An 18,830-nucleotide genomic window follows, 5' to 3' on the forward strand; every position below is an offset into this window, starting at 1 on the left:
TGCTCTGCTTATTTTTTTCGGATATTACTTACATGCATATCAATAGAGCGGTCGAACGATGCTAAACGCCTGCCTAGCACTTCTTCACTAATTTGCTCTTTACTAACAACTTGGCTGGCGTTTTTACACAAAAGTGCCAGTATTTCGTACTCTGTGCCAGTCAGCGTGAGTGTATTCTCATCAATAGAGGCTTCTCGTGCTGCAAGGTTAATAGTTACACCATTTACAAGCAGCTTATTAGTTGTGTTGATATTTAAGCTGTTTATATGCTCTATACGACGTGTAATCGCTTTTACGCGGGCAAGTAACTCTCTGTGATTAAATGGTTTTGGTATGTAATCATCCGCACCGAGCTCTAATCCAAAAATACGATCAAAGTCTTCACCTTTAGCTGTAAGCATAATGACTGGGGTGAGTTTGGTTTGCCTAAGTTGTTTTAGAACTTCAAAGCCATCTAGCGTAGGTAGCATGACATCAAGCAATATTAATGCGTAGTCGTTTGCCTGTGCTAACTTTAGGCCTTGTTCGCCGTCGTGTACGCTTTGTATTTCAAACCCTTGGCTTAAAAGGTATTCGCTGAGTAACTCACAAAGACCCGTATCGTCGTCAATCATTAATAGTTTCATTTACAAACCCTTAGGCAATATTTCATTTCTTTATTTTACGCCCTTAATTGCTCAAAAGTGAATCTTTACACAACCTTTACACTGCTTTGCGTTACTTTGCGTTGAGTTAGTTATAGTTAACTCACTGGCTAGGCAATTACACGACAGCCAACCACAACCAACCCAACAGTTAAGGTGATGATTATGACTAAAGTAAATACACTTTCAAAATTAGTACTTATTTGTGGCTTAGCAACAGCCACACTTGGTGCAGGTAGCGTACTAGCTAAAGGCGGTATGCATGATCGACAAGGGCATTCTTCAGCGCGTTTTTTACTTTCTGAACGCGGCGCCGAAAAACTTGATTTAACGCAAGATCAGCAAACTAAGCTAAAAGCTATTTTTGAAGCACAAAAAACGCAAATGAAAGCCTTACGAGGCGACGATAAAGAAGCACGTAAAGCAATGCGTAAAGCGCACAAAGCAAAAATGGATGCATTACTATCAGCAGCAACATTTGACGAAAATGCAGCAAAAGAGCTTTTAAGTGAGCGCCAAAGTAAAGGTGAAGAGTTTGCCTTAATTAAGCTAAAAACGCAGCATCAAGTAATGCAGTTGCTTAACGCAGAGCAAAAAGAAAAGTTTGCTAAAATTCAAAAGCGTAAAAGTAAAAAGCAGCGTAAGCAAAAAAGCTAACTGACCCTAAGGTTAACTTTTAAGTGAGTACTAAAAAGCCAGCATTTAGCTGGCTTTTGTTTATATAAAAACTAGATGACATTACTTAAAAAAGTCATCTTCGTTTTTAGCCATCATGGCTTCTATGTCTTCAATCATGTCTTGGTTTATTTGATCAGCCGATGTGATTGGCGCTGAAATTTTATTATTTTCAAACGACCACTCACCCAAATCAATTAGTTGGCAACGCTTAGAACAAAATGGGCGGTGAGGACTTTGCTCAGACCACTCAACATTTGTTTTACAGGTTGGACAATTTACAACAGTAGGCATGTTTTACTCTCAACAGATTACTCATTAGCGCTTACTGTATTTAAAGTAAGCAAAGCGCTAAATAGTTTTACATATTAGTTACGCGGTTTATTTCAGCAAGTGACGTTAAACCATCAGCGGCTTTACGTAAACCCGATAGGCGCAAATTATTAAAACCGGCTTTTAATGATACCTCAGCGATTTCTAGTGAGTTACCGCCACGCATGATTATTTGTGCAATTTCTGGTGTGATTTGCATAACTTCGTAAATACCTACACGACCTTTGTAACCATCTGTACAGCCATCACACCCTTTAGGTGCATATAAAGTCATATCTTCAATTTGCGCTGTACTAAACCCTTGGCGAGAGAGCTCTTCGCTTGGCAATTGTTCTGGCGTTTTACATTTAGGGCATAAACGGCGTGCTAGTCGCTGTGCAATAATTAAACTAATTGAGCTGGCTACGTTATAGGCGGGTACGCCCATATTTAATAGTCGGGTAATGGTTTCTGGCGCTGAATTGGTATGTAACGTAGATAAAACCAAGTGACCTGTTTGCGCCGCTTTTATTGAAATTTCTGCGGTTTCAAGGTCACGTATTTCACCTACCATGACCACATCGGGATCTTGACGTAAAAACGCACGCAATGCATTAGCAAAGGTCATGTCGGCTTTAGGGTTAATTTGTACTTGGTTTATCCCTTCAAGGTTTATCTCAACCGGATCCTCTGCGGTACTAATGTTTCGCTCAGGTTGGTTTAATATGTTTAAACCCGTATAAAGCGATACTGTTTTACCTGAACCGGTAGGACCTGTAACGAGTATCATGCCTTGTGGTTGACCAAGTGCATCCATGTATAACTTTTTCTGCTCTTCTTCGTAACCAAGTACATCAATACCTAGCATAGCGCTTGATGAATCAAGAATACGCATTACTATTTTTTCGCCCCACAGCGTAGGCATAGTACTGACACGAAAATCGATACTTTTTCGCTCAGTAATTTTCAATTTAATTCGGCCATCTTGTGGTTTACGCTTTTCGGCAATATCAAGTCGCGACATTACTTTAATACGAGCAGAAAGCTTGGTTGCTAATGTATTAGGTGGACTTGCCACTTCGTGCAAGATGCCATCAATACGAAAACGAATTCGGTACTTATGCTCGTAAGGTTCAAAGTGTAGATCCGATGCGCCTTTTTTTATCGCGTCCATTAAAATTTTATTGATGTACACAATAATTGGTGCATCGTCTTTGTCGTCATCTTGCGGTGCAGATTCTTTTTGGCTTTCTGTGTCTAGGTCGGCAAATTCTTTAAACTCATCATCGCTCAAATCTAGGCTGCCGGTTGCATCTAGCAATTGCTCAATTTTATTATCGAGCTGAATGTAATCAACGACGACTATTTCGCATGAAAGGCCGGTACTAAATTCAAAGTTTTCGAAGGCGCCGTAATCGGTTGGATCAGAGGCTGCCACATACACTTTTCGGCCTTTTTGTACCAACGGTAAAATATGGTGTTTGCGGATCAGTTTTTCTTTTACAAGATCGGCAGGAATAGACGCAGGGTCAAAGTCTTTTAAATCAAAATAGGGAACACGAAACAAATCAATACATTGCTCTGCTAACTCTTTACTGTCTATTTTTCCGCATTTAGAAATCAGTTCAGCGGTTGAGGCAAACTCTTGCTGCTTTGCTTTTACCGTATCGGCATCAATACGCCCAAGCGTAAGAAACTTTCTTAATAACGGTGAGTTAATATTCATTGCGCACCTTTTTAATCCTTCAGAGAGAGTAATTTATCAGAAAAAAGAAGGGGATTACATTACTCTTCACAATCTAGGCTAAATTTATTAATTAATATAGGAGATTAGTTTGTTTTTACTCGGTTTTACAATTTAAGTTGCTTGCATTTGTGCCATGTGCAGATAACGTTTATGCAGCGTTAATAAGTCGTGGTTAACGTCGTTAAGTGCACGGTCGTTATTTAAAATATCATCTGCTTTTTTTTGTTTGTCTTCGCGTGACATTTGCGCTGCAATAATCGCTTTTACTTGCTCAACACTTACGTTATCACGCGAAGCTGTGCGCTCTATTTGTACATTTTGAGGTATATCAATCAGTAGCGTTCGATTACACAATTTATCTAGGGCGTTTTCAAACAAAAGTGGTGCTACAAGTACTACATATGGACTTTTGGCGGCAGTAAGGTCGTTATATATTTTATTTCTAATGAGTGGATGCAATAAATTATTTAGCCACTCTTTGTCGGCACTATTAGTAAAAATACGCTCGCGTAAAGCGCTTCTGTTTAGTGTGCCATCGCGCAATAAAATGCTTTGCCCAAATTTGCTTACAATAGCATTTAAACCATTGCTTTTAGGCTTTACGACTTGGCGCGCAATAATGTCGGCGTCAACTATTGTAATGCCAAGCTGCTCAAGCATATTACTTACAGCCGTTTTGCCACAGCCTATACCGCCTGTTAAGCCAAGAACCCAAGGTGATGTTTTATTTATGGTGTCACTCATTTTAGTCAGCACTCAAGTTAGTACCCAATTAAATTAAAATACGCGCTTTGTAAGTGGTTACCCCACAGTAACGTGATCCACCCGGCTATTGCTAAGTAAGGACCAAATGGAATGGGCGAAGCCTTATCTTTACCTTGAATACTTAATAAAGCGATACCAATAATGGCGCCAACAACACTTGAAAGCAGTATTATAGTAAGTAACGATTGCCAGCCTAGCAGAGCACCAAATAACGCTAACAGTTTAAAGTCGCCATAGCCCATGCCTTCTTTGCCTGTTACCAATTTAAATAACCAAAAAACACTCCATAAACTTAAATAACCAAAGGCTGCGCCCATAATGGCATCACTTGGTGTAATTGTAATTCCGGCAACGGCAGCAATAAGTGCCAGCCAAACAAGCGGTAAAGTGAGCTGGTCAGGCAGTAACATGTGGTCTATATCAATAAAGGTCAGTGCCACAAGTGCCCACGTGATCACTATGTATAATAATGCTTGTTCTGTTGCGCCAAAGGTATAAGCAATTACTAAACTTAATAGAGCGGTAATGGCCTCAATAGCAGGGTATCGAATAGAGATAGGGTTATTACAACTTGCGCATTTACCTTTAAGTATTAACCAGCTAATGATAGGAATATTTTGCCAAGGCTTAATGGCCGTTTTGCATTTTGGGCAGGTAGAATTTGGCTTTACAAGGTTAAAAGGCTCGCTGGTGTTTTTTGATTTAGCTTGGTTTGTATTGAGATCGCCTTCAAGTAATAGCCTACACTCGCTTTGCCACTCTCGCTGCATCATAAGCGGCAAACGGTAAATAACTACGTTTAAAAAACTACCCACACATAAACTAACTAAGCCAACGGTAGTTAAATAAAACCACAGTTGGCTTTGCATTACTTCAATAATACTTTGCATATATACCTGAAAATTTGTCTAAAAAAAGTCTAAAAAAAGGTCTAAAAATTAAGTGAGATAATTATCACAAAGAGAAGTTAAAGAGAGCAAATGAAAAGACTAAACCGCCAACCTTATAAAAATAAGGCGCTCTTTAATTTCTATAAAATTTTTTATTAATTAAACAACAGAACCTAATTGGAAAATCGGCAAGTACATCGCGATAATCAAACCACCGACAAGCACACCAAGTACGGCCATAATTAATGGTTCTAACAGGCTTGAAAGGCCATCAACCGCATCGTCAACCTCTTGCTCGTAAATAGTCGCTACTTTTGCTAGCATGCCATCTAATGAGCCAGACTCTTCACCAATGGCAACCATTTGAATTACCATATCAGGGAATATTTTAGAATTTCGCATGGCCCAGTTCATTTGGTTACCTGAACTTACCTCAGCTTTTATATCTAAAATGGCATAACGGTATACTGCATTACCCGAGGCGCCAGCAGCAGAGTCAAGCGCATCAACAAGTGGTACACCTGCAGCAAAGGTGGTCGAAAGCGTACGAGCATAACGCGCCACTGCAGCTTTGTTTAAGATCATGCCAATAACAGGGAGTTTTAAAATAGCTCTATCGGTTGCATCTCTGAGTTTTAAACTCCTGAACTTGGCTTCTTTAAACGCAAAGCCAAAACCAACAAGTGCAACTAAAATCATCCACCAGTATTCTTGCATAAACTCAGATATACCGATTACAAATAAGGTAAATGCGGGGAGTTCAGCGCCAAAGCCAGAGAATATATCCTGAAACTGTGGCACTACAAAAATTAATAAAATAGAGGTAACAATAAGAGCTACAACCATAACTGCAATAGGGTAGAACATCGCTTTTTTAATTTTTGATTTAAGCGCTTCCGATTTTTCTTTGTACAATGCAACACGATCAAATATTTTATCAAGCGCACCTGATTGCTCACCTGATGCGACTAAATCACAATATAGGTCATCGAAGTAGCGGGGGTGCTTTCGAAGTGCTTGGTTAAGCGGCTGACCTGCTTTAATTTCATCGCCAATAGACTCCATTAACTTAGCTACACTTTTATTTGCAGAGCCCGATCCTATCATTTCAATAGCTTGTATAAGCGGTACACCCGCCATTAGCATAGTGGCAATTTGGCGTGTAACAAGTGCTATATCTTTTGGGGTGATTTTTTGAACACTTTGAATGCCAAATAAAGGTTTTGGCTTACGCTTTACCTTTGATGGAGTAATACCCTGCTTACGAAGTTGTGCTTTCACAATAGCAATACTGCTACCAGTTAACTCCCCTTCAAGGCGTTTACCTCGGGCACTAACCCCTACCCATAAAAAAGTATCTAAATTTTTATTGTCTTTATTTTTCATAAATACCTAGTTGTAAATTTTTTTCACCTGCAGACCAAAAGCTCGGCCCTGCCATCTTTGGAGTGTCAGCATTTAGTTGAATGAAAGAGCAGTAAAACATAATACTGTAAACAGCGCTTAATAGGAGCAAATAAAACTTATTCCACTTACTCATTGCTATAGGACTAACACATTTAGTTACGCACATTAATGACCCTAACAATAAGCATGCAATAACCTGAGTAACAGGCATAACCATCAATCCTGAAACTAGAGAGTACACAATCCAACAGATAAAGGTTAAAAAGTAAATCTTTTCGGCCTCAGTTCTATCATTTTGATTATTAAACTGCACCCAAAATATTTTACTGAGTATAAATATAATCAAAATTCCAGACAATATACCACTTTCAGTAAGTATTTGAATGATTGAATTATGCGGATGGCTTAAAACAGTTGCATTTACTCGGTAGCTATAGTTTCCAGTACCAATACCGCTAAATAAATTCAGTCCTTCAGAAATACTGTTTTGCCACATTTCAAATCTACCAGAGCTTGAAAAATATGAAGCGTCGTTTTCATTTATTGGTAAATACAAGCATATACATAGATAAAAGAGTAATGATAATAAAATAGAGTATAGGTATGTATATAGATAAGTACGTAACTTCAATAAATATAGTAGAAGAAATATCAAAGGTAAGAGCAATAAGGCCGCGAGTGAACTTCCTACAAATAAGAGTAGTAAGTTAATCGTTATCAATGAAAAAACGATTACTTTAAATTTTTATTTTTTGTTAAATAGAGTGAAAAAGGTAAAACTAAGAGCTGAATATGATTAAAGTGCCTAATGTTGTCAAACTTCATGTAGATTAAATGCGCTGATAAATTTGATCTTTCTATCAGAGTAAATAATAAATTCAAAAAGCAGAATAGAATTAAAACACTGTGAGCCAAAAATAATGATATCCAAATTATCTTTAAGCTAATTTTATTTAGTTGGCAAATATATAAGGCTAGATAAACCAAAGCAATATAATGCAAGATATTGAAAAAGCTGGATATACGAAAATCAGAAAGTAGTGACGATACTATATTTAAGGCGATAAAAAGATAGAAAGCGTATTTAGTTTCAGTGTCTACATTAACTGATTTAATTTTCATTCTACTAAAACATAGTAAAGATGATACTAAAAGAATGAATTGAAAAACCCTTTGGCTATTATGGTAATCATAAGACAGATTTGGTACAAACGGTAAGAGTGTTATTAAGAAAAATAATGCTAATAGTAAATGAAGTGGAGAGATCTTATGCATATTGTTAAAGGGCTAAGTTGTATTAGCCCATATATTCGACGGGTTAGCTACAGTTACCTGGTTTGAATTTTGCTTCAAGACCACCACCAGTAGCACAACTCCAAACACCATTTGCACTTCTATTAAGTGTTAAAGTCTTGTTGTTAATTTTAGCAGCATTACCATTTTTCATTGTACATTCAATAGCTGTAGTGCCTGTTAGGTCTATTGTACAGTATGTTCCACCATTTGCAGTTTGACCAATGAAGCCTGCTTCGGTATTGACTAGCGAAGGGGTTTTACCTTCATTAACTGCAACTTCAAACTGTGTTTTTAGAGCAGATACTTCTGCAAACGCGGAACCAGCTTGTGATTTAGCTGTATAATCTTGGTACTGTGGAAGTGCGATTGCAGCAAGAATACCGATGATTGCTACTACAATCATTAATTCAATTAGGGTGAAACCCTGTTGTTTTTGAGTCATTGTTTTCATGTTTCCTCTCCTAAAGGATAGATTGTGTAAGTTAAATCACTTAATTGGCATTGTGCCGAACTTAATTTAACTGATTTACTTTACAGTTTTGCTTAAAATAAACTTTTGCGCTATCCACATTTTGCTGCAGAGTTAGCGCTATATTTGCACTTTAGCTTTAGGGTATGAAACACAAAAGCTAGGTGTAAATTCATTATATTTTGCAAATAACTTGCTATTTATTAGCTGGTTGAAAATAAGTGCTAACAGCAGCTAATAGAAAGTGTAGTCATAAGTAACTTGGATTCCTTGTTTGGATGAGCTTAAAAACAAGTATCTAATTATTTATGACGAGCTTTTATAATAAAACAGTACAAGTGTATCATTTTATTTTAGTTGTTAGCACGCTACTTTTCCTAAAACTGCTAATTAATTTAACAAATTGTTACAATTAGTTATTTTTAACTATTAAATTACTTTTGTTTTAACTTGTCAACGCTTTAGCATTTATTAAATGTAGAACTAAATTATTACTTTGGCTATGCATCATTCAAAACGCATCGATAAATCGATTGATTGTAAGTTTTTTGTTAATGCACCGCTAGATATAAAGTCAACACCCGCTTGTGAATACGTTTTAAGTGTTCCTAGCGTCATATTGCCAGACACTTCTAATTTAGCGCGCTTGTTAGTTAATACTACGGCCTGCTTAATTTGTTCAACGCTAAAGTTATCAAGCATGATTATATCGGCGCCTGCGTCTATGGCTAGTTTTAGCTCTTGCAGCGATTCAACTTCAACTTCAACCGGTTTGCTTGGGTGGTTTAGTTTTGCCTGAGCAACGGCTTTTTCAATACCTCCGCAGGCTGCTATGTGGTTTTCTTTTATTAAAAACGCATCAAACAACCCAATACGGTGGTTTTCGCCACCGCCGCATTTTACTGCATATTTTTGTAAGGCTCTTAGTCCTGGAATCGTTTTGCGGGTATCGAGTAATTGTGTAGTTGTACCACTAAGCTCTTTTACATAATGCGCTGTGGTTGTTGCTGTGCCAGAAAGCGTTTGTACAAAGTTAAGTGCAGTGCGCTCAGCTGTTAAAATTGCGCGGGCGGAGCCTTTTGCTGTAAATACAGTACTGTTGGCAGTCACAACGTCGCCATCGTTTACCAGTACTGATACCTGCACTGTTGGGTCTACTTGTTTGAACACTTCAATAATGATGTCTTTTCCACAAAATGTGCAGTCTTCACGGGTTATAACTTTGGCACTTGCTTGCTCGTTTTGTGGGATAAGCTGAGCGGTTATGTCACCATCGGCTGCGGTTTGGTAGTTTAAATCTTCGTCGAGCGCAAGGGTAACAAGTTGACTAAGTAAAGTGTGCGAAATAGACATGGCTAAAAGCTCATAAGCATTAATAAATTTAAGAAAATTTTACTATGTTTAAATAATGAATAGAAGCGCTTTTAATCATTAGAGCATAGCTGAGAGCTTTAATACCAAAATATAAGCAGCTTATAATTCCCTACCTACCTAGGTGAGGCTTGGTTACTATCATTATTTTTATAAATCCTTTAGCATCAAGGTTATGAATAGTTTGGTATAAATGTAATGGCAATTGATTTAAATGGAGTGTTATTAACGGCGCAACAGCGCGCATGCACGCACTATGATGAGCGCCCAGAACACACAGATATTACCTTGTTGGTCATTCATAATATTTCACTCCCCGCAGGGCAGTTTGGTACCCCCTTTGTGGATGATTTATTTATGGGGTGTATTGATTGCAATGCCCATACAAGTTTTAGTGATTTAAAAGGGCTGCGTGTATCAGCGCATTGCTTTATTAAACGCACTGGTGAGGTGATTCAATACGTGCCATTTAACAAGCGTGCTTGGCATGCCGGCGTATCTGAATATGAAGGACAAACTGCGTGCAATAATTACAGTGTTGGTATTGAGCTTGAAGGTACCGATACAGCTGCTTATACTCGCGCTCAGTACGCCTCGTTATGTAATTTAAGTAAATCTGTAATGCAGCGCTATCCCAAAATTACCTCTTCGCGTATTGTGGGGCACTGCGATATTGCACCCGGTCGCAAAACAGACCCCGGCAGTAGTTTTAACTGGCCATTATTTTTAAATATGCTTGAGCAACCAAGCTGAGAGAGTCACTATCATGATTTTAGTTTCTATTATTTTAGCGTTAATTTTAGAGCGTTTAGGGGCGCGAGCTAACTATTGGCAAATAAGCTATTACGCTAATGGCTATTTAAAACGCTCCAACCGCTTACTTGCCAGTAACGGTTTATTTAGTTCGGCAATGGGTTTTTTAATTTGGCTATTTTTACCTGTAGTAGCTATGGCGTGTATTTACAACTTGTCGGAATTTGTTTTGTGGGAGTTGGCCATTAATATTGCTGTTTTACTTGTTTGCTTTGGCTGTGCAAAGCAACGTGCTTTATATAAAGCGTATTTAAACGCACTTACACGCGATGATGGTACCGCGGCGTCTTTATATGCATTGCAAATGGGGCAAAAACGTACTGAAGATCAAAAAGGCGGTGAAACCTTTGGGCAAACACTTGCTTGGGTAAATTTTAGGTTTTACTGTGCAGTTATTTTTTGGTTTGTTGTTTTAGGTGCGCCGGGTGCTGTTTTATATGCCCTTGTACGTACCTTTGCCGATTTAGTGCGAGATAACCACAAAGTGATATTTGCTAAACATTTTAAGTTAATACATAAATTACTGTTTTGGTTAGATTGGTTACCGGCACGTATAGCGAGTTTTGGTTACTTAGTAATTGGTAACTTTAATAAAGGAACGAGCTGCTGGTTACACTACGCGCTTGATTTTTCAAGCCCTAACCGAAAGGTCGTCACTTATACTGCGCTTGCAGCAGAGCAAGTAGAAAAGCGTTATTACGGTTGCACTTACGAGGCAACGTGTATGATTAAGTTAGTTAAGCGTAATGTACTATTTTATTTAGTTTTAATTGCATTACTTACTTTGTTTGGCGGTTTGTCTTAACACCTTATTTTTTGAAGCCAATTTAAAGGCAAAGCACTTATTTACGCTAAAGTGCTTTGGTTTTGGCTTCCTTGCCTATTTAAAACGTTTTAAACATAGCGATTAAACCTCCCCCTAAAATAGAGTTAAAACTCTAAACTTATCTGGTCAGACCATTTGAATGGCCACCTTACTAGCTTCTCAAAACTAAGCTATATTGTGTATTGTTTGATCTTCGTTAAAAATGCGTTACGCTAATATCCCCGTACAAGTAACCTGTAAATTGACAGCCATATGGGTTTTTGATAACGTATTGCAAATTCTTGGTATGACCAATTTACCTTTTGGGTAAATCTTATAACTTTAAGCTCCAGTTTTAGGGCTTGGTATTTATACAACGCGGACGTTGATTCATGTCTTTAAAGATTAAAGCAGCAAAACTATCTGATGTTATTTTACAGCAACTTGAGAATATGATTCTTGAGGGATCGTTAGCACCAGGAGAAAAGCTGCCTCCAGAGCGTGAACTAGCAAAACAGTTTGAAGTGTCTCGTCCTTCGCTGCGCGAGGCCATTCAAAAGTTAGAAGCAAAAGGGCTAGTTACGCGTCGTCAAGGCGGTGGTACGTTTGTAAAAAATCAGCTGGAAGAAGGGTTAACTGATCCGTTGTTTGAACTGATAAGTAAACACCCTGAGTCACAATTTGATTTGCTCGAATTTCGTCATGCTTTAGAAGGTATTGCTGCTTACTACGCAGCACTGCGAGGTACAAGTAACGATTTTACTAAAGTAAAACAAAGCTTTGATAAAATTGCGCTTTCGCATGATGACCTACAGCAAAAAGCAAAAGCAATTAATGCCTTTCATTTTAGTGTGGCTGAGGCCTCACATAATGTTGTGTTATTGCACTTGGTGAGAGGTATGCAGGCGCTGCTTGAGCAAAACGTATTGCAAAATTTAACGGTTTTATTAGAAAAACCTGATATTAGCAGTCAGTTAGCCGAGCACAGGCGTTTGTTAATGGATGCGGTTATTGACGGCAATCCAGAGCAAGCTCGTTTAGCAAGTAATGCGCATTTAGCGTTTATTGAAGAAGCATTACTTGAAGCGGGCAAAGAATATTCGCGAATTGAACGTAGTTTAAGACGCACAAAACAAAATTAAGCTAATACTCTATTACTTGAACACACTAACTTAAGTATCAGTTGTATTAAATTAACAACATTCGTATTTTAAACATAAGGAAACCTCCATATGTCTGAAGTCAATAAAATTGACGTAGACGCGCTAGAAACACAAGAGTGGTTACAAGCTCTTGAATCAGTTGTGCGCGAAGAAGGTGTTGAACGAGCTCAGTACTTACTTGAGCAAGTATTAGAGCAAGCCCGCTTAGACGGCGTTGATATGCCAACGGGTATTACCACGAACTACGTTAATACTATTCCTGTAGATCAAGAGCCTGCTTACCCAGGTGATGTGAACCTTGAACGTCGTATTCGTTCAATTATTCGTTGGAACGCGATTATGATCGTTCTGCGTGCATCTAAAAAAGATCTCGACTTAGGCGGCCATATGGCGTCTTACCAATCGTCAGCAGCATTTTATGAAGTGTGTTTTAACCACTTTTTTAAAGCGCCAAACGAGGTAGACGGTGGTGACTTAGTTTATTACCAAGGCCATATTTCTCCGGGTATTTACGCGCGTGCATTTGTTGAAGGCCGCTTAAGCGCAGCTCAACTAGACAACTTCCGCCAAGAAGTAGATGGTAAAGGTTTACCGTCGTACCCACACCCTAAATTAATGCCTGAATTTTGGCAGTTCCCTACGGTTTCAATGGGTTTAGGTCCAATAGCATCTATTTACCAAGCGCGTTTCTTAAAATACCTAGACGGCCGTGGCTTAAAAGACACTAAAAACCAACGTGTATACGCGTTTTTAGGTGACGGTGAAATGGATGAGCCAGAATCACGTGGTGCAATCTCTTTCGCTGCACGTGAAAAGTTAGACAACCTATGTTACTTAATTAACTGTAACTTACAGCGTCTAGATGGCCCTGTAATGGGTAATGGTAAAATTATTCAAGAACTAGAAGGCCTATTTAAAGGCGCTGGTTGGAACGTAATTAAAGTTGTATGGGGAAGCGGTTGGGATATTCTGCTAGCTAAAGATACAACAGGTAAATTACTACAATTGATGAACGAAACAATTGACGGTGATTACCAAACATATAAAGCAAAAGATGGCGCGTACGTTCGTGAGCATTTCTTTGGTCGTTACCCAGAAACAGCAGCCCTTGTTGCTGATATGACGGATGACGAAATTTTTGCACTTAAGCGTGGTGGCCATGAACCATCAAAACTTTATGCTGCATTTAAAAAGGCCGAGCAAACTAACGACCGTCCTACTGTGATACTTGCTAAAACTGTAAAAGGTTACGGCATGGGTGAAGCAGCTGAAGGTAAAAACATTGCGCACCAAGTGAAAAAAATGGACATGAGCCATGTTGAACACTTACGTGACCGTTTAGGCCTACAAGACTTAGTCTCTGAAGAAGCAATTAAAGACTTACCTTACTTAGAGCTTGATGAAAGCTCTGAAGAGTACAAGTACTTACACGCTCGTCGTAAAGACTTAGAAGGTTATACACCAACACGTATAGCTAAGTTTTCTGAAAAATTACAGTTGCCAGAAGTTTCAGCATTTAAGCCACTACTTGAAGAGCAAAAACGTGATATTTCAACCACAATGGGCTTTGTTCGTGCTCTTAATATTTTATTGAAAGACAAAGGCATTGGTAAAAACATTGTACCAATTATTGCAGATGAAGCGCGTACCTTTGGTATGGAAGGTTTATTCCGTCAAATTGGTATTTACAACCCACACGGCCAAAACTACACCCCTCAAGACCGTGATATTGTTTCTTACTATAAAGAAGCTACATCAGGGCAAGTACTTCAAGAAGGTATTAATGAGTTAGGTGCAATGTCGTCATGGGTTGCTGCTGCAACATCATACAGCACGAATGATTTACCAATGATCCCATTCTACATTTACTACTCTATGTTTGGTTTCCAACGTGTTGGTGACATGGCATGGATGGCGGGTGACCAACAAGCACGTGGTTTCTTGTTAGGTGCTACGGCTGGTCGTACTACGCTAAATGGTGAAGGTCTACAGCACGAAGATGGCCACAGCCATATTCTTGCAAACACGGTTCCTAACTGTATTTCTTACGACCCGACTTACGCATTTGAAGTTGCCGTAATTGTACAAGATGGTATTCGTCGTATGTACGGTGATGACCAAGAAAATATTTACTACTACCTAACGCTAATGAACGAAAACTACCATCAGCCAGCTATGCCTGAAGGTGCTGAAGAAGGTATTCGTAAAGGTATTTATAAGCTTGAAAGCTACGAGGGTAAAAAAGCCAACGTACAGTTATTAAGCTCAGGTACTATCATGACTGAAGTGCGTAAAGCGGCTGCAATTTTAAGTGATGATTACGGCATTGCATCAGACGTTTACTCTGTAACGTCATTCAATGAGCTTACGCGTGATGGTCAAGATGTTGAGCGTTTCAACATGCTTAACCCAGAAAGCGAGCAAAAAACAGCTTACATCACGAGTGTATTAAACGACTCAGTAACTGTTGCCGCTACCGATTACATGAAAAACTACGCAGAACAAGCGCGTTCATTTATTCCTAGCAGCAACTATAAAGTGTTAGGTACAGATGGTTACGGTCGTTCTGATAGCCGTGAAAACTTACGTCGTCATTTTGAAGTTAACGCAAGCTACGTTGTTGTTGCTACGTTATCTGAACTTGCTAAACGCGGTGAAGTTGAAAAGTCTGTTGTTGTTGACGCGCTTAAGAAATTCGACATCGACACAAATAAACTAAACCCACTGTACGCATAAGAGGTTTGTAATGAGTATTGAAATTAATGTTCCAGATATCGGTGGCGATGACGTAGAAGTAACCGAAATCTTAGTAAGCGTTGGTGACAAAGTAGATGTTGACCAATCTTTACTGACAGTTGAAGGCGACAAAGCCTCAATGGAAGTACCTGCTGCGCAAGCGGGTACCGTAAAAGAAATTAAAGTAAATGTTGGCGATACAGTAACAACGGGTTCTTTAGTATTTATATTTGAAGGCGAAAGCGCAGGTGCTGATTCAGCACCTGAAGCCCCCGCTGAATCGGCGGCACCAGCTCACGCTTCAGGTTCTTCAACTAAAGAAGTAACCGTACCAGATATTGGTGATGACGAAGTTGAGGTAACTGAAATCATGGTTGCTGTTGGCGATACAGTTGAAGAAGAGCAATCTATCTTAAACGTTGAAGGCGACAAAGCGGCTATGGAAGTACCAGCACCGTTTGCTGGTACTGTAAAAGAGATTAAAGTAGCTACTGGCGATACAGTAAAAACAGGTTCATTAGTATTTGTTTTTGAAGTTGCAGGTTCGAGCGCACCAGCATCAGATGCGCCTAAGCAAGAATCTGCGCCAGCAGAGACTGTTCAAAGCGCCGAGCCAAGCACAAAAGAAGTAAACGTACCTGACATTGGCGACGACGAAGTTGAAGTAACTGAAATCATGGTTGCTGTTGGCGATACCGTTGAAGAAGAGCAATCTATCTTAAACGTTGAAGGCGACAAAGCGGCTATGGAAGTACCAGCGCCATTTGCAGGCACAGTTAAAGAAATTAAAGTAGCAGCGGGCGATAAAGTAAAAACCGGTTCACTTATTTTTGTATTTGAAGTTGCAGGCAGTGCACCTGCAAAAGCTTCAGCACCTGCTGAACAAAAGCCAGCGGCGGCACCTGCAAAAACCGAGTCTGCGCCAGCACAGGCTGCACCTGCCGCTAAAGTTAGCAACGAAAGTTTTGAAAACAATAGCGCGTATGCTCATGCATCGCCAGTTGTTCGTCGTTTAGCACGTGAGTTTGGTATTAACTTAGCGAACGTAAAAGGCACGGGTCGTAAAAACCGTGTGGTTAAAGAAGACGTGCAAAACTATGTTAAAAGCTTAGTGAAGCAAGTTGAGTCTGGTCAAGTTTCAGCATCAGCAGGTAATGCTGGTGGCAGTGAGCTTGGCTTAATTCCTTGGCCAAAAGTAGATTTTGCTAAATTTGGTGAAATTGAAGAGAAAAAACTGTCTCGCATCCAAAAGCTATCGGGTAAAAACTTACACCGTAACTGGGTACAAATACCGCATGTTACACAGTTTGACGAAGCAGATATCACAAGCCTTGAAGTATTCCGTAAAGAACAAAACGTTTTAAGCGAGAAGAAAAAGCTTGGCGTTAAAATCACACCACTAGTGTTTGTGATGAAAGCTGCGGCTAAAGTACTTGCTGAGTTCCCAACGTTTAACTCGTCGCTGTCTGAAGATGGCGAAAGCTTGATTCTTAAAAAGTACATTAATATTGGTGTTGCGGTAGATACGCCTAATGGCTTAGTTGTTCCAGTGTTTAAAGACGTGGACAAAAAAGGCATTATTGAGCTATCTCGTGAGCTAATGGAAGTGTCTAAAAAAGCGCGTGAAGGTAAGCTAACTGCATCAGATATGCAAGGCGGTTGTTTTACTATTTCAAGTTTAGGCGGTATTGGTGGTACGGCATTTACGCCAATTGTTAACGCACCAGAGGTTGCTATTTTAGGTGTGTCTAAATCTGAAATGAAACCTAAGTGGAACGGTAAAGACTTTGAACCTAAATTAATGGTTCCGTTGTCTATGTCGTACGATCACCGCGTGATTGACGGTGCACTAGCTGCACGCTTTACCGCAACGCTTGCTAGCTACATGAGCGACATACGTCAATTAGTGATGTAATCGCTACAATATGAACAAAATCAAATCCCAGCCAGTTGTTTTTAGCTGGGATTTTTACTATATGCAATGATACAATCTTTGCACTATTTGTGAATTGCTCTGATTTTCTGCCCATGCAGAAACATGGCAGTTAAATTTTAGGGCAGTGTCCCGTTCAAACAATTAAGGTAATAGCATGAGCAACGAATTAAAAACTCAAGTTGTTGTACTAGGCGGTGGCCCAGGTGGTTACTCTGCAGCTTTCCGCGCTGCTGACTTGGGCTTAGAAGTTACACTAGTAGAATCACGTGAAACATTAGGTGGTGTTTGTCTTAATGTGGGTTGTATCCCTTCAAAAGCACTTTTACACGTAGCTAAAGTAATTGATGACGCTGCAGAAATGTCATCTCATGGTGTTACTTTTGGTGCACCGCAGATAGACTTAGACAAGATCCGTTCTTGGAAAGAGTCTGTTGTTGGTCAGCTTACGGGCGGCTTAGACGGCATGGCTAAAATGCGTAAAGTTAAAGTTGTACCAGGCTATGGTAAATTTACTGGTAGCAACACTTTAGCTGTTGAAGGTGCTGACGGTACAACTACTATCACGTTCGACAATGCTATTATTGCCGCAGGTTCAAAACCAGTTAATTTACCTTTTATCCCAGAAGATGACCGTGTAATTGACTCAACTGGCGCATTAGAGCTTAAAGATATTCCTGAAAAACTACTTGTTTTAGGCGGTGGTATCATCGGTCTTGAAATGGGTACTGTTTACCGCGCATTAGGTTCTGCCATTGATGTAGTAGAATTTGCTGATCAATTAGTTCCTGCAGCTGATAAAGATATTATCAAAATTTACCAAAAATACGTAAGCGATAAGTTTAACGTTATGCTTTCAACTAAAGTTGTTGCTGTTGAAGCGAAAGACGATGGCTTATACGTTACATTTGAAGGTAAAAATGCACCAGCTGAGCCAGTACGTTACGATAAAGTACTTGTTGCAGTAGGTCGTACGCCTAACGGTAATTTACTTGATGCTGAAAAAGCAGGCGTAAATGTAGATGAGCGTGGTTTTATTAACGTTGATAAACAGTTACGTACTAATGTAAGCAATATTTTTGCAATTGGTGACTTAGTTGGCCAGCCTATGCTTGCGCATAAAGCGGTTCATGAAGGTCATGTTGCTGCAGAAGTTATCTCTGGTCAGAAGCACTTCTTCGACCCTAAATGTATTCCTTCAATTGCCTACACTGACCCAGAAATTGCGTGGGTAGGTGTTACTGAGAAAGAAGCTAAAGAGCAAGGTTTAAGCATTGAAACTGCGGTATTCCCGTGGGCTGCTTCAGGCCGTGCAATTGCGTCTTCTCGTACTGAAGGTTCTACTAAGCTTATCTTTGATAAAGAAAGCGGCCGTATAATCGGTGGTGCTATGATTGGTATTAACGCGGGCGAAATGCTTGGCGAAATCGGTTTAGGTATTGAAATGGGGGCAGATGGTGAAGACTTAGCACTTACTATTCATGCTCACCCAACATTGAACGAATCAATTGGCCTTGCAGCTGAAATTTTTGAAGGTTCAATCACTGATTTGCCAAACAAAAAAGCAGTTAAAAAGAAGAAGTAAATTCTTTTAACTAGCAACGCTTTTTTTAAACCCAAGCTTCGGCTTGGGTTTTTTGTTTTTATAGCTGTTAATCCAAACATAAACAAAATTTGCTTTAATAAAATACCATTTTATTTTGAGCTGATAGCTGATAGCTGATAGCTGATAGCTGATAGCTGATAGCTGATAGCTGATAGCTGATATCTATTCATCACGTTTTTAGCTACAATATGCGCCGAT

15 protein-coding genes and 1 pseudogene are annotated in these 18,830 nt (G+C 39.4%); 7 read left to right on the forward strand and 9 right to left on the reverse strand.

Annotation, left to right across the window (positions count from 1 at the left end; all coding sequences use genetic code 11):
* Positions 1–11: 11 nt before the first annotated feature.
* A pseudogene (locus P20480_RS05935) lies at positions 12–626 on the reverse strand (response regulator); the annotation flags it as partial.
* Between the two features lie 183 nt (positions 627–809).
* Between P20480_RS05935 and P20480_RS05930 the strand changes: the two are divergent.
* A complete protein-coding gene (locus tag P20480_RS05930) occupies positions 810–1,301 on the forward strand; it encodes a Spy/CpxP family protein refolding chaperone (protein WP_008131081.1) in 492 nt (163 codons plus the stop codon).
* 81 nt (positions 1,302–1,382) lie between these two features.
* Here P20480_RS05930 and yacG read toward each other — a convergent pair whose 3' ends face one another.
* The 8 genes from yacG to nadC all read right to left on the reverse strand — a co-directional run bounded on the left by yacG (position 1,383) and on the right by nadC (position 9,558).
* Positions 1,383–1,613, reverse strand: coding sequence for a DNA gyrase inhibitor YacG (gene yacG / locus P20480_RS05925; RefSeq protein WP_006794561.1), 231 nt, complete (start codon positions 1,611–1,613; stop codon positions 1,383–1,385).
* 67 nt (positions 1,614–1,680) lie between these two features.
* The gene (gene pilB / locus P20480_RS05920; protein ID WP_008131082.1) at positions 1,681–3,357 is read right to left on the reverse strand and encodes a type IV-A pilus assembly ATPase PilB; all 1,677 of its coding nucleotides are present in this window, start codon (positions 3,355–3,357) and stop codon (positions 1,681–1,683) included.
* 132 nt (positions 3,358–3,489) lie between these two features.
* The gene (coaE, locus tag P20480_RS05915) at positions 3,490–4,122 is read right to left on the reverse strand and encodes a dephospho-CoA kinase (RefSeq protein ID WP_033025655.1); all 633 of its coding nucleotides are present in this window, start codon (positions 4,120–4,122) and stop codon (positions 3,490–3,492) included.
* Between the two features lie 17 nt (positions 4,123–4,139).
* Positions 4,140–5,033, reverse strand: a complete 894-nt coding sequence (locus P20480_RS05910) for a prepilin peptidase (protein ID WP_008131084.1) — start codon at positions 5,031–5,033, stop codon at positions 4,140–4,142.
* A gap of 159 nt (positions 5,034–5,192) precedes the next feature.
* The gene (locus tag P20480_RS05905) at positions 5,193–6,419 is read right to left on the reverse strand and encodes a type II secretion system F family protein (protein ID WP_008131085.1); all 1,227 of its coding nucleotides are present in this window, start codon (positions 6,417–6,419) and stop codon (positions 5,193–5,195) included.
* Positions 6,409–7,161, reverse strand: a complete 753-nt coding sequence (locus tag P20480_RS18420) for an O-antigen ligase family protein (RefSeq protein ID WP_008131087.1) — start codon at positions 7,159–7,161, stop codon at positions 6,409–6,411. Before P20480_RS18420 ends, P20480_RS05905 begins: the two co-directional genes overlap by 11 nt.
* 597 nt (positions 7,162–7,758) lie before the next feature.
* On the reverse strand, positions 7,759–8,187 hold the full coding sequence (locus tag P20480_RS05900; protein WP_008131089.1) for a pilin: 429 nt from the start codon (positions 8,185–8,187) through the stop codon (positions 7,759–7,761).
* Positions 8,188–8,712: 525 nt separating this feature from the next.
* The gene (nadC, locus tag P20480_RS05895; RefSeq protein ID WP_008131091.1) at positions 8,713–9,558 is read right to left on the reverse strand and encodes a carboxylating nicotinate-nucleotide diphosphorylase; all 846 of its coding nucleotides are present in this window, start codon (positions 9,556–9,558) and stop codon (positions 8,713–8,715) included.
* A 216-nt stretch (positions 9,559–9,774) separates the two neighbouring features.
* On the opposite strand from nadC, the gene ampD reads away from it, so the two are divergent.
* The 6 genes from ampD (at position 9,775) to lpdA (ending at position 18,611) form a co-directional block, all read left to right on the forward strand.
* Entirely contained in the window at positions 9,775–10,329 is a 555-nt protein-coding gene (ampD, locus tag P20480_RS05890) for a 1,6-anhydro-N-acetylmuramyl-L-alanine amidase AmpD (RefSeq protein WP_008131097.1), read from the forward strand.
* A 13-nt stretch (positions 10,330–10,342) separates the two neighbouring features.
* Positions 10,343–11,194, forward strand: a complete 852-nt coding sequence (gene ampE / locus P20480_RS05885; protein WP_008131099.1) for a beta-lactamase regulator AmpE — start codon at positions 10,343–10,345, stop codon at positions 11,192–11,194.
* 392 nt (positions 11,195–11,586) lie between these two features.
* Positions 11,587–12,336 (forward strand): pyruvate dehydrogenase complex transcriptional repressor PdhR, encoded by a 750-nt coding sequence (gene pdhR, locus P20480_RS05880; RefSeq protein WP_006794551.1) that lies wholly within the window; start codon positions 11,587–11,589, stop codon positions 12,334–12,336.
* Between the two features lie 90 nt (positions 12,337–12,426).
* Entirely contained in the window at positions 12,427–15,093 is a 2,667-nt protein-coding gene (gene aceE, locus P20480_RS05875; protein ID WP_008131103.1) for a pyruvate dehydrogenase (acetyl-transferring), homodimeric type, read from the forward strand.
* A gap of 10 nt (positions 15,094–15,103) precedes the next feature.
* Positions 15,104–17,008 carry a pyruvate dehydrogenase complex dihydrolipoyllysine-residue acetyltransferase gene (gene aceF, locus P20480_RS05870; protein WP_008131105.1) on the forward strand — a complete coding sequence of 635 codons (1,905 nt, stop codon included), beginning with the start codon at positions 15,104–15,106 and terminating at the stop codon, positions 17,006–17,008.
* 175 nt (positions 17,009–17,183) lie between these two features.
* The gene (lpdA, locus tag P20480_RS05865; protein ID WP_006794548.1) at positions 17,184–18,611 is read left to right on the forward strand and encodes a dihydrolipoyl dehydrogenase; all 1,428 of its coding nucleotides are present in this window, start codon (positions 17,184–17,186) and stop codon (positions 18,609–18,611) included.
* The last annotated feature ends 219 nt before the right edge of the window (positions 18,612–18,830 follow it).

The organism is Pseudoalteromonas sp. BSi20480 (assembly GCF_000241365.1).
Lineage (GTDB): Bacteria > Pseudomonadota > Gammaproteobacteria > Enterobacterales > Alteromonadaceae > Pseudoalteromonas > Pseudoalteromonas marina.